Here is a 12210-nt window from a genome sequence, read left to right as displayed (position 1 = left end):
GACGGGCAGCCAGCCAGAGTCCAAAAGATGACCTTGCATCGGTTCATCGCGCGTTCCCGCGATGTTCAGGCCAAGAACTGCTTCCGTCGCTCGAACCGATCCGAAGGCACCGCTGCCCAGATGGCACGATCCGACATTGTCCTGGCAAACGCGGACAGATCGTTTCGCGCCACGTGGGCCTGGATATGCCGCCGGCTCGCCTCGGTATAGTCACCTCTGCAACGCAAGTCGACGAGCGTCTCCTTGATACGCGCGTCGAGCTGACGCCAGTCAATGGCACCATAGGTAACCACCACATCTCTGGCGGCACATATCTGCTGCACGTCATTTTCCATCTCGGCGTACACGGCCTCGAAAAGCCGAAGCTGACAACCCGGCGAAACCTCAAAATCCAGCAGATCACTGTTCACGATGAAGCGCTCGGCCGCATGTCCAACTAGCCTTGCGCCGCCGCTCAAGCTGGCGGCATCCGACGGGTCGACGCCCGCGTGGGTGAGTTGCTGCTGCACTTCTACGCGCGAGTGCTCCCGGAAGTCGTATCCCCGTCCCAAAGTCAGCCCCGAACTGGCCGTGCGCACATGCAGCACGCGGCTGTGGAACCGCCCACCTTCCTGGCCTTCGGCGTCCCAGGTCAGCCGGCCCCGGGCCGGGGGCACAACCGAAAGGACCGTCCTCGAAGCGGCCAGGGAAGTGAGTAACCCTTGCCAGGCCCCACCCTGGGGCGCGACAGTGCCGCTCGCAACCGAAGCACCCTGCGCAACCTGAAATCGGGCAATGGCCGCAAATAACTCCGGGTCAGTGGTCGCCCATATAGGCAAAACCGGGTTATTCACCCGACGTCGGTGCACATTCAGAAGTGCACGCACCAACCTGACGTCCTCAGGGTGGTTCTGACCGCTCGGCCCCACGGTGCCGTGCAACACGAAATTCATAGGCTCATCCTTTGTGGCCGCTTACGCCAGCCGGGCCGACGCACCCGAGGCGCCGGCCGTCCAGCTGACGACAGACAGACCGGCCAGCGGGCTGTCATCCAGTTCGATCACCGCGCATGGGTCTTGCCACTCGCCCAGTCGGTAGCCGGCTTCCAGCCAGGCCCAGCTAAAGAGACTGCCGACGACGCCGAGCCGCCCCAGCGGTGCTTCTGCGAACTCCCAGCGCACCTCCTGGGCGGCCCAGGGCCCGAGGGCACCAAGGAACGGTAGCAGGCGCTCGATATAACCATCCCCGGCGGTGCCTGGACAAAACAGCACCTCCGGCTGATGTACGGTATTGCGGCCCAGCTCCAGCAGGGCGCCGACGTCGGTCTTGCCGTCCAGGCGCCCGTCCATCCGGGTCAGTTCAAAAGCCAGCCCATGATCAGCAGGGCCCCAGTCGAGCGCCATGACGGCTTCGATTCCCGGCTCGTTCGCGGCTGGCCGATTGACGGCAATAATGCGCCCTGGAGCCGCCAGTCGATTGAGCTGGCTCAGAGCCAACGCAACAGAGGCTCGGCCGATACCCAGTTCCGCACCGTCGCTCAGCCGACCTTGCCACCAGGCCCGATGCGTGCGCTCGCTGTGCGGCAGGATGACCCAAGTCGGCAGACTCTGGTCGAGCCACGGTCTCAGGCGCTGCCAGAGTCCTTCACTCATGGGCAGGTCCCGGTCACAGCCCTGGCTAATCCATGACTGGCCTTGCTCGTCTGTCGCAACTGGGGTTCGTGTCAGCGCCTCGACCGCGGAAAGCTCACCTGCCTGGCCGCTTACGTTGATCAACTGCCAGCGCACCAGCGGCCCCCCTGTAGCGACGAAGCAGCGCCTTCGGTTGAATTCCTGCACCATTGCCAGAGTCGATCCCGGAACGAGAGCGGTACTGTCCGGAACAGTTTGCTCAAGACAACCGACGTCAGCGGCTCGCCCCAGCACTGCTGGCCTTCGTGCCGCGCCTGCTGGTCACCCACGAGCCAGCGAATCTCCCGGAGAACCCCTTCTGTATGCCTGGGGTCATGGCGCATGCTCGCCAGCCATGGCAAAAAGCGGCTTTGGCAACTCAACCCCATCGCGCGGACCACGACACTATCTTCAGCCCTCCCGGCTAACCAGTTGACCAGATTGGTGGCGCTGTCCTCGGCATTAGTCGCTAGTAAAGGTGCAAACCATCGTTCCCAATCGTTTCCTGACGAGATTTGCCAGAGCGACTGAGCTACAGCTCTAGCGTCTTCTCGGCCTTTTAATACCTCCACCCAGCTCAACCAGGGCTCCGGCAGAAGGTCACATCGGTCTCGTCGCAACAGGGCCCAGGCCGCCCAAACCTGGCTTTCCCAGAGATCGGGGAACACTGCAGGCAATGCCAGTGCCGGATAATGAGCCGCAAGCCACCACGCGGCCTGGCTGGCTTCCGGGCGCGGTAGCAGAAGCGCCTGAACCCGGCCCATTTCCCCAAGCCAGACCCTCGCCCGCGCCTCCAGAATGACGACTGTATTGCTGAACTCGGCCTGCAATCCCGCGATGAGCGCCTGATCAGTGCTGTTGCTCGGTGGCTGGGTCAGCGGTGAGGCACAAGCGCATTGCCCCATGGCAACAACAAGCTTGCGGTCGTGACGTTTCAAGCTCACGAGGTCACCCTCATCACTGGCAAGCAACGTATCGCGCTGTTTCAAAAACAGCGCCAGTTCTTCATCCATGAAATTTTTCTGCCGACAGCCTCATGCCGAATCCTTACCTGTATCGCAATCAGGTTCCATCCCATGCCACAGAGGGCTGTCCACCAGGTACATCCAGACCTCACCGGCTGCAAGCTTGGCCGCGAGCTCTTCGATCAACTGCGCAAGCGTCCGCGGCCTTGTCCAAGGGCGCTGGTACAGATCAAGCCAGAGCGCGACCAAGCCGTAGTAAAACGGGTCCTCATCAGCATCCGCGAAGCTGAACAGAACCTGGCGCGCATAGGTTCTGCATGGCGTCAGTCCCTGCTGGTCGGTCTCAGCTGCGCCAGCCTGCCAGGGCTGCAGAGCGATAGCATAGGTACGGTCCAGGCCGTCCTTGAAATAATGGGCTTGCTGCGAAAGCATAACTACGTTTCTCGTAGGCTCAGTTGAGGCTTATTTTTGCGGCCTTGAGGCTGATGGCGGTGCCCTGCAGGCTCAACGTCGTCCCTTTCATGGAGATAGCGCCGGAGCTCTCCATGGTGATACTGGCCGCCCCGGTCTTTAAAGTGATGCTGGTGCCTGCTTCTACAGTAATTGTCTTGCCGCTACGGACTTGCTGATCACCGGTAACATCAACCGTGTGGTTGTTTTTTACCGTCAGCGTGTCGTCGTTCCCAACCAGCGTTTTACGGTCATTGCCGACATCGTCAGCCTGGTCGTTCTCGACGGTCAGCTCGTGATCGCGCTCGGCGTGCACCACCAGTAACTCCTTGCCTCTACTGTCGTCGAAACGCAGTTCGCTGTAGTTGCCGGCGGCGCCCCCGGTGGTCGAGCGTGACCTGATGCCTGATGAGTTGCGCTCGTCCAGAGGCGGGTAGGGCATTTTGTTTCTGCCGTTGTAAACCGAGCCCGTGACCAGAGGTTGATCCGGGTCGCCATTCATGAACTCAACCAGTACCTCCTGCCCCTGACGGGGCAGAAACTGGGCACCAAAGCCGGCGCCCGCCCAGCTCTGGGCCACTCGGATCCAGCATGAACTTTTCTGGTCGGCTTTACCTTCCCGGTCCCAGTGGAACAGCACTTTGATCCGGCCGTGTTCGTCCACGTGTATTTCTTCGCCGGCTGCGCAGGTAACGGTCGCCGTCTGGATGCCGGGCATGATCGGCTTGGGAATGCGTGCGGGGCGAAAAACCGTTTTGGTCGGCATGCACCGGAATGCGTTGGCGTATGTTCCGCCGGAGTGACCGGATTGACCCTCCGAGTTAAGCGGCGCCGAGGCCTCCAGCGTCATCTCTGTTACCACGAATTCGTTATGGTCTGGAACGCGGTCCTCATGCTCGGTGAAACTGAACGTCATTCCTACGCCGAAGGATCGGTAATCCGATACGCCACGGTAGTTTTCCGCATGCTGGGTCAGGCCCTGCAGGTGCGGGCCAGCCAGCTTCGCGTTGTCCCGGAGCGGGCGGTCCTCGCCCAGGTAGTCGAACACCTCACGCTTGCCGAACTTGGCACCCGGGCCCTTCTGCGTTGGTGAATCGTCGATCGGCTCGGCCGGTTTATGGAAATCGAAGCCCTGCTCGACGACGCTGGTCGCAGTAGCGCGAAATCCGGTATACCAACTTGAGATGTGGGGCTTTCCGGTCGGTCGGGAGCAGAAGATGACGTCGCTCTCAGCTGCCTTGCGGTAGGCTTTGACGTTGTCGGTGATGACCATCTCATGGCCGGACAGCGTATGGGTGAAAAAGAACGAAAGCCCTTCATGGGCCAGCAGTCGGGACACAAAGTCCCAGTCAGATTCCTGATACTGGACACAGTAGTTGAATAGGTAGAGCGATTTGCTCAGATTCTTGACCAGTTTCACCTGGTGTTCCTGCAACACGGCCTCAACTATCTGGACGGCAGTTTTATCCTGAAATATGCGGCAGTTGATTCGATGAGTAGCGGACCACGCCCGCGGAACCAATGTTGCGGTATAGCGCTGCCCCTCGCTGTTATGGAGCGGCTTACCCAGTTCGCGGATGCTGAGGATATGGCCGTGGAAAAAACGCTGCTCGCCAGGGACACTGTCACCCAACGACAAGCTGACCGCTACTGTTTCGCCAATCTGCCCCGGTAGGTCCGGAAGACGGGAGTTCGCGACGAACCCGACTTCGACCAGGAAAAGCCGTGACATTCCTTCATTGACCGATAACCGCTCGAGAACAAGCGCGTCTTCGCCAAGGGAGCTGTGCATCTTCAGATAGTGATGTTGCGTTTCCGTGCCCATGTGTCCTTACGCCATCCTGCTACATCAGAAAATGAGGGAGAGAGCCTGGGCTCCCTCCCGCAGTCAGAGGACCAAACTTAGAGCTTCTGGCCTTTGGCTCCGCTGTAGCCGTAAACCAATGGAGCCGTAACGCTGTTTTTGTCGTCAGTCGGCGTTACAGTCATGGTCATTTCGGTGTACGAAATGGTCAGGCTCTCGGTGGGCCGGTCGCCCGCTACAGACACGCTGTAGTTTGAAATCATGGCGTCGGTCAGCTCGATCTTCATGATCTCTTCGATCTTCTCACCCTGCTTGGTGATGAAGAATGTTGCCTTCTTGCCCTTACCGATCGTTGCTTCCTTGAAGAGATCGGGAGACGCCTTGTCCTGCAGCTTTGTGATGGTGATATCGCCAAGGCGCGTGGCCGAAGCTTCACGGTCCATAGCGGTGCCGGTGTAGGACGAGATTTCGCGGTGTACGTTGAAGTCCATGGACGTGAGCGTGATCAAGTCCTTGTATTGCTCGGCTGTCGCTTCGCCCTTGATGCCTTCGTAATCCAGGTATGTGTTCGCTTGCATGATATAGCTCCTTTGGTTTTAGTTACGTCCTGTAACAAGGACATAGGTATCCTTCGCCCCGTCTGCGACGGCGTTCCAGGATGGGTTCAAGCCCTGTCGACGTTCACTGTTAACAGGTCATCGGCCAACGACAGCCTGATGCGCTTGATATTTTCTTCGTCCGCCAGGCACTCAAGTACCTGTTGGGACATGGCCGGCAAGACCTCGCGCTGAAGGATCTGCTGAATATTTCGCGCGCCCGAACTGGCCTCCGTGCAGCGCTCGACGACTGCAGGAATGACATCGCCGGCGTACTCCAGATCAACATTGTGATGACGCAGACAGCGCTGGCCGATACGCCCAAGCTGCAACTGGCAGATCTCTGCCAGTTCGGCTTTGCCGAGCGGGCGGTAAGGCAGAACGGTGGTGCGACCGAGAAAGGCCGGCTTGAAGAGCTTGAGAAGGTCGTCCCAGATCGCTTCTTTGAGGGCACCGGGTTCGGGGGCGGTCAGTTCGTCGAGATATAGGTCAGAGATCGTTTCCGCAGCCGCATTGGAGGTCATCAGGATCAACGTGTTCTTGAAATCAACGTCCTGCCCCTCGCCATCCCGCAGCATTCCCTTGTCGAACACCTGGTAGAAAATGTCCTGCACACCCGGATGCGCTTTTTCCATTTCATCCAGCAGAATGACGCTGTATGGCTTGCGGCGGACCGCCTCTGTGAGGACCCCACCTTCACCATAGCCAACATAACCCGGCGGAGAGCCGACCAGTTGGGAGACCTTGTGCTCCTCCTTGAACTCGGACATGTTGATGACGGTGATGTTGGCTTCGCTGCCATACACCTGTTCCGCCAGCGCGAGTGCCGTTTCGGTTTTCCCGACCCCGCTGGGTCCTACCAGCAGGAATACGCCCAAGGGCTTTTTCTCATCCGCCAGCTCGGCGCGCGCGATGCGAACGGTACGCGCGATGTCTTCCAGAGCGTGGTCCTGCCCCTTGACGCGTTTTTTCAACTGGTCGTGTAAGCCGAGAATCCCTGCGATCTCATCCGACTGCATTCGGCCCATGGGAATGCCGGTCCAGTCTGACAGCACTTCGGAGACCAGCTGTTCCGTGACCTGCCAATGCACCATGGGCTCGGTACGACCCAGCAGGCGCATGCGGATATCGCTCAATTCCTGCTGCAGCGCGTTGGCAGCCTCGCCTTCAGCCTCGACCACCTTGCGGTTCAGTTCCTGCGCAGTTTCGACCAGATGCTTTTCTTCGCTCCAAGCGGTTTCAAGGGCCGTAATCTCATCACCGAGCACATGCAGTTCGGTCGCTACTGCGTCCTGACGAGCGCCGTGATCAACACCGCTTCGGCTTTCCCGGGACAAACTGTCGGCCTCTGCCTGGAGAGCGGCTTGCGCCGCTCGCACCCGTTCCAGCGCCGCGGGCAGACTTCCCTGGCTCATCGCAACGCGGGCAGCGGCAGTGTCGAGTAAAGCTACGGCCTTGTCGGGAAGCTGGCGTCCGGCCAGATAACGCATGGAGAGCCTCACCGCTGCCTGGGCCGCGGCATCGGTGATGACCACTTTATGGTGAGTCTCTAAAGTTGGCACCAGCCCTCGAAGAATTCGTACGGCGGTCTCTTCGTCAGGCTCATCCACTTTGACAACCTGGAACCGGCGGGTCAGTGCGGCGTCTTTCTCGAAGAACTTCTTGTATTCAGCCCAGGTGGTGGCAGCGATGGTGCGCAACTCACCCCGCGCCAATGCGGGTTTGAGCAGGTTGGCGGCATCGTTCTGGCCAGCCTGGCCGCCTGCTCCGACCATGTTATGGGCTTCATCGATGAACAGGATGACCGGGACAACAGAATCACGGACTTCCTCGATCACGCCCTTGAGACGGTTCTCGAACTCGCCCTTCACGCCCGCGCCGGCCTGGAGCAACGCGAGATCGAGGGTCAGCAAGCGGGCGTTACGCAGGACTTCCGGCACGTTCCCGTCAGCAATTCTCTGGGCCAGGCCCTCGACGACTGCCGTTTTCCCAACGCCGGCTTCACCCGTTAGGATGGGGTTGTTCTGCCGCCGGCGAGTAAGAATATCGATGACCTGGCGTATTTCATCATCGCGCCCCAGCACTGGGTCCAGGCGGCTTTCACGGGCCTGAGCTGTGAGGTCGACAGTGAACTGGGACAGGCACTTTTCTTTTCTCGCCGGAGACGGCGTGCGCGCAGCCGCTTTAGTGCCTAGCGTTTCGCGGATTTCCGCCCAGTCCGACAACAGCCGCTGCGGATCCAGGTGCTCGAGCTCCTTGGCAAAACGGGTCGTTAACGCTGCCATAGCCGGGTCATTGAGCAGGCTGAACAGGAGGGTCGCGCCACGCATGTGCGACTCGCCAAACTCGATGGATGTATCCAGCCAGCACTGTCGCAGCAAGTCCACCAGTCGCGGAGACAGGCTCGGCGTTGCACCATTCCCGGTCTTGAATGCCTCCATTGCGGTATCGAGCTCGGTTTCCAGTTTCTGCTCGCTGATGCCGTAGCGCAGAAACAACGCCCTCAGGTCGGCATCCTGCTCGTCCATCAACGCTTTGAGAAAATGCTCTACCTCAACGCTGTGATGGCTGCGCTGGAAGCACAAGCCAACGCCACGTTCCAAGGCCTGCCGACCGCTGTCATTCATTTTCTCAACGAGCGATTTTAACGTCATTGCTGACATGGCGTGTTTTCCCTTCCCTGGCTTGGTTTGAAGCTAACCTCGATAGTGCGGCCAATGGCCGAACGAGCTGCGATAAAACTGTCGGTTCCGAGTCGGCCTGTACCCCCAAGCCGCGTGCCTTCGACATGAGACGCGTCGGCAGTGATCCGGTAACGAACCTGTGTTTGAGTGCTGAGCAGTCGTGTTGTGATGTGCGCCACTGCTGCGCTGAGTCGACCGCCAGGCAGCAATGCCCGAAGCTGGACTGCATCTCGCGGTCGAAAAGTAATTTCAGCGCCTTTATCCGCTAGCCACACCCTACTGCCCAGCATGGCGTCGCCGAGACGAGCAAACGTGCCGTTGGGGCGCGTTCGGCTGGGCAGTCGTGTCTGTTCTTCCGGTGCGACGCGTTGCCAGCCGCCTTGCAAGGACCGAATCGAAACGGGCATCCCTGTGAGGTCGGACAGCACTGCCCTTAGAGTGGCCGCGGAGGTGACGCCCCGCGCAAGCGCCGCCCCGTAGTAAATCTCCCAGGTCGATTCGCTGTTCGTCAGCGCCTTCAGGATGACCGTAAAAAGATCTTCTTCATTACGCTCCTGATGCACGGCTGGCTGCGTCTTCTCCCAGCTTCGGTAAAAGAGCGATATCAATCGGTGGTTGAACAGGTCAAGAAAGTCCCTTAGCGCGGGTTCTTTCGCCTTCAGTTGCGACAAAACCAGTTCGGTATAGTGTGAGGGCAGAGCGCCGCGGGCGCCGGTGAGCCCCAGGCAATCCACCGTCAGGTCGGTCACCAGGTAGCCATCCGCTCGGCGCTGAGTTGATGCCTCGACAACGTCCCGGCCGCCGAAGCCGAGATGCTGACTCGTGCGAAAACGGACGAGCTCCTGCCCGGGCCAACCGTCATGACCGACGCGGTGATAGCGCGACCGCTCGCTCCGGATCTGCCGCTCAGCACGCCAGACTTCCCGGAACAGCGTGCCGGTGGGTATGGGTGACGGGCTCATAGCAGCTCTCTCTCACCGCTGCGCGACGGCCAGACGTGATAATCCTGGCTGTGCCCGCTCAACCGGATGCGCAACCGGGTAAAGGTGTTTATCTGGGCAAACTGTGCGAAGAAGCGGTCCAGTACGGCGGAAAAAAGGTAGACGCTTGCACCGGCGTAGCGGGGCTTGGAAAACTGAATCCGGATTTCGCTGCCTTGACACACCCCGCGCCTGACACCGGCGCCAACCCGCGCAACAGCCCGGATAACCTTCACGTCCTCAATACCTTCGATGAGCGCACGGGACTCGGGAGTGCCGCGAAAATCGTGCAGTTGCAAGACGGCTTTGAGGCGCTCAGCCGCATCCTCGCCAGAGAAATGTTCCAGATTGAGGTGGCGGATAAACTGCCAGCGACTGGCATCGCCAACCTCAGGCCGGACTGTCGAGGTTGGCGCAATCAGGGCGCTTGCCCGCTCAATTAGCGGCTCCGCGACAGCCCGAAAACGGGGGTTGCCGCCGCCGAACGGCAAGCGACCGGGCAGATTCCTGTTACAACACCGGGCCCTGACCACGAGCATCTCATCATCGGGTAGGGCGCTGTCGTTCTGCTCACCAAAGCCCTTGTCGACCAGTGTCAGGTAGGTCTCAGTGCCGGGTTCATACTGACCACCAGCCCAGTCCGAGGATCGGCGCTGGCTGTGCCAGAAAACATTCATCTCGTCCTGCCAGCGCGGATGGCCCATCCCGTAATAAGGCGCGAGCTCTCGTGCCTTACCGCTATTGATCAGACTGACCGCGTCTATGCCAATTACCTCGAACGACTCCGCGTTCTGGAACCGGGGCACGAGCCGATATTCGTGCTCGCCATCCTCCCGGCGGATCGGCTCCAGCGTCTCGTCAAACCAGTTCGCGACTGGGACGCACCACAGCCGCATATGATCGGCTACGAAGCCTTTTTCGAGCTCGGCAGATGTCTCGCTCAGATAGATGTAAAGATCGACTTCGGTAGTATCAGGCCAGTGCCCGGCCAACCCGCCCAGTTGGGCGTAGAGAAACTTCTCGGGGAAGAGAAAATGCTCAACCAATAGACGGAAACCCGCGAAGCTCCGCTCGCTGTAGGGCACGAGAGCCTCATCATCAGCGAAACCCATGGGTGAAACAGATTCAGCGGGAAAATAGGCGAGCTGGCGGCGGTCGGTCGACGAAACAACGGCAAAGCCAAGGCCGGTCCGATGAATCAGATCGTAGAGTTCATGGCTCTGGTGCACCTGGCCATGGAGGTAAAACCGCAGGTTCGACGCATTTATTTCCCGTAGCGAAACAGGGGCCTTCAGGCGCAGACAGATTGCGCTCTGTGCACCCTCTGCTCCGGCCGGCAAAGGTGCATCGAACGGGCTATTCTCAAACTTTGCCGCTGTGACCATAATGGGCGCAAGCTCGTACTCCGCGCTGGTCTGGAAGCGGCAGGCGGGCATCTGCTCAACAACGGTCTCGAAAAACTGATGTGGGCTGAGCGAGGCTACGTGGGTCTGGGCTGCCCCTGCTTCAAGCTGCAGCACGGTCATCGAAGGGATGGGAGCCTGATAATCAGGATAGAGCGTCCCCATCAAAATCTCTGCAAGTTCAGGGAAATGCCCGTCAAGCCGCTGCCGAATCTGAGCGGTGAGAAATGCGACGCCCTCCAACAACCGTGAAACATGCGGATCTTCGACTGCCTCTTCGCTGATTCGCAGCCGACCGGCCACCTTGGGATAGGAGCGCGCAAACTCCGCGCCCTGCCGCCGGAGGTAAGCCAGTTCACGGTTGTAGTAGTTCAGCATTTCTTCGCTCATCACGCGCATTCCTGCAATGAGACGGAAAGGCTTAACGGCTCAAGCTCGGAATCGAAGGCAACCGGCTGAGGCACCGGATCGAGCAGGAGCACGGCGTCAATGCGCAACCGCAGCATCCGGTCAAGTGGCGTATCGCTGTCCCGGAGAGACACCCGCACTCGGGTGAGACGAGGCTCGAAACAGACGATCGTGCGCTCAATTTCCTGGCAGAGCCATTGCCGGCCTTCCTGGGTGCTGAGTTCCATAACCGTAAAATCGGGCAATCCGTACCCCAGCACTGACTTTTTGAGCTCACGGAGCTTCGGTGAGACGGGTAGCCAACTGCGGCGGGCGTTGAGCAACTGCTCCAGGTCCCGCAGAACGGACCGACGAATGAGTGCAATCGCAGGCTTCCCGGCTTCCTGCTCCAGCAGTCGGTCCAGCACACTCATCTGAAGGCCTTTGCCGGTATCAGACCGCATCTGAAACCTCGGGCTGACGACACTTTGCCTGTGCGATTTGCTCAAGGGACATGGCGGCCTCTCCGACCAGGAACAGCTTGAGTCCGAGCCCGGTGACCAGCGCTGGCGCATGGGTTTGCCAAGCCGTTTCACGGCCGAGTTTATAGCTGTCGGTGGTGTTCCCGGTGTATGTCAGGGGGAGGAATACTTCGCCCTGACGACCATCGGTGAGCCCGACTTCAGCGCGCCGCCATACCCTCTCAATCGGCGTCGTTACCGGATGAAGCTGCAGGGTGTCGATCTCGCTCCACTGCCAAAGGTAGAATCGACCGTCCGTGCCCAACCCTTCCAGATAGCCGTTAAGGCTGTCGTCGCAGTCACGAATAGCGCCCCAGGTATTTTCATGAGCTGGGTCAGTAATTACACGCGACCGTTCGAGTGCGAAAGCAGCCTCCTGGGCATCCTCCAGTTCACCTTGGGCAAGGTGAAAGTTAATCGCCACCAGCGCGTCGAGCGACGGCCCGGGCTGCGCTATGACATCGTCAGCCAATTGCCCCGCACGCAGCGCCAGTCTGGCCTGCTGCGCCCGCAACAATTGCCTGAGGTTGGCCGCGCCCGGGATCCAGTCGGGATGGCGCCGGGCTAGCGCGGTCAAAAGGTCGTCCGCCCGCTCCAGCTGGCCGGCCAGACACAGCATTTCCACAAGGCAAGCGCGCAGGTCATTATCTGCGGGAGATTTCTTCAGTTGCTGTTGCGCAACATCAATCGCGCCCTGCAGCTGACCGGCTGCTAACGCTTCTCGAACTGCATTCATCGTTGCGTCCTTTCGGTTCTGGCCGCCTGAAAAAG

General features: G+C 59.9%; 11 protein-coding genes. All 11 read right to left on the bottom strand.

Going from position 1 to position 12210, the window contains the following annotated elements:
* Positions 1-65 precede the first annotated feature (65 nt).
* The 11 genes from soil367_RS01540 to soil367_RS01490 all read right to left on the bottom strand — a co-directional run bounded on the left by soil367_RS01540 (position 66) and on the right by soil367_RS01490 (position 12175).
* On the bottom strand, positions 66-932 hold the full coding sequence (locus soil367_RS01540) for a lysozyme family protein (RefSeq protein WP_136546252.1): 867 nt from the start codon (positions 930-932) through the stop codon (positions 66-68).
* 21 nt (positions 933-953) lie between these two features.
* Complete coding sequence (locus soil367_RS01535; RefSeq protein WP_136546250.1) at positions 954-1766, bottom strand: hypothetical protein; 813 nt, start codon at positions 1764-1766, stop codon at positions 954-956.
* Positions 1751-2662, bottom strand: coding sequence for a hypothetical protein (locus tag soil367_RS01530; protein ID WP_136546248.1), 912 nt, complete (start codon positions 2660-2662; stop codon positions 1751-1753). Before soil367_RS01530 ends, soil367_RS01535 begins: the two co-directional genes overlap by 16 nt.
* A gap of 21 nt (positions 2663-2683) precedes the next feature.
* A complete protein-coding gene (locus soil367_RS01525) occupies positions 2684-3046 on the bottom strand; it encodes a hypothetical protein (RefSeq protein ID WP_136546247.1) in 363 nt (120 codons plus the stop codon).
* Between the two features lie 19 nt (positions 3047-3065).
* On the bottom strand, positions 3066-4889 hold the full coding sequence (locus soil367_RS01520; RefSeq protein WP_136546245.1) for a type VI secretion system Vgr family protein: 1824 nt from the start codon (positions 4887-4889) through the stop codon (positions 3066-3068).
* Between the two features lie 77 nt (positions 4890-4966).
* Positions 4967-5446: an Hcp family type VI secretion system effector gene (locus soil367_RS01515; RefSeq protein WP_136546243.1), complete on the bottom strand. Its 480-nt coding sequence runs from the start codon at positions 5444-5446 to the stop codon at positions 4967-4969.
* 86 nt (positions 5447-5532) lie between these two features.
* The gene (gene tssH, locus soil367_RS01510) at positions 5533-8127 is read right to left on the bottom strand and encodes a type VI secretion system ATPase TssH (RefSeq protein ID WP_136546241.1); all 2595 of its coding nucleotides are present in this window, start codon (positions 8125-8127) and stop codon (positions 5533-5535) included.
* Entirely contained in the window at positions 8115-9110 is a 996-nt protein-coding gene (gene tssG, locus soil367_RS01505; RefSeq protein ID WP_136546239.1) for a type VI secretion system baseplate subunit TssG, read from the bottom strand. The genes tssH and tssG overlap by 13 nt, the downstream gene beginning before the upstream one ends.
* Positions 9107-10921 carry a type VI secretion system baseplate subunit TssF gene (tssF, locus tag soil367_RS01500; protein WP_172962241.1) on the bottom strand — a complete coding sequence of 605 codons (1815 nt, stop codon included), beginning with the start codon at positions 10919-10921 and terminating at the stop codon, positions 9107-9109. Before tssF ends, tssG begins: the two co-directional genes overlap by 4 nt.
* The gene (gene tssE / locus soil367_RS01495; RefSeq protein ID WP_172962240.1) at positions 10921-11382 is read right to left on the bottom strand and encodes a type VI secretion system baseplate subunit TssE; all 462 of its coding nucleotides are present in this window, start codon (positions 11380-11382) and stop codon (positions 10921-10923) included. The genes tssF and tssE overlap by 1 nt, the downstream gene beginning before the upstream one ends.
* Positions 11372-12175, bottom strand: a complete 804-nt coding sequence (locus soil367_RS01490) for a type VI secretion system accessory protein TagJ (protein WP_136546233.1) — start codon at positions 12173-12175, stop codon at positions 11372-11374. The genes tssE and soil367_RS01490 overlap by 11 nt, the downstream gene beginning before the upstream one ends.
* Between the last annotated feature and the right edge of the window lie 35 nt (positions 12176-12210).

Source organism: Hydrocarboniclastica marina, from assembly GCF_004851605.1.
In the GTDB taxonomy this organism is placed as follows: Bacteria; Pseudomonadota; Gammaproteobacteria; order Pseudomonadales; family Oleiphilaceae; genus Hydrocarboniclastica; species Hydrocarboniclastica marina.
This window is presented reverse-complemented; position numbering and strand designations above follow the sequence as displayed.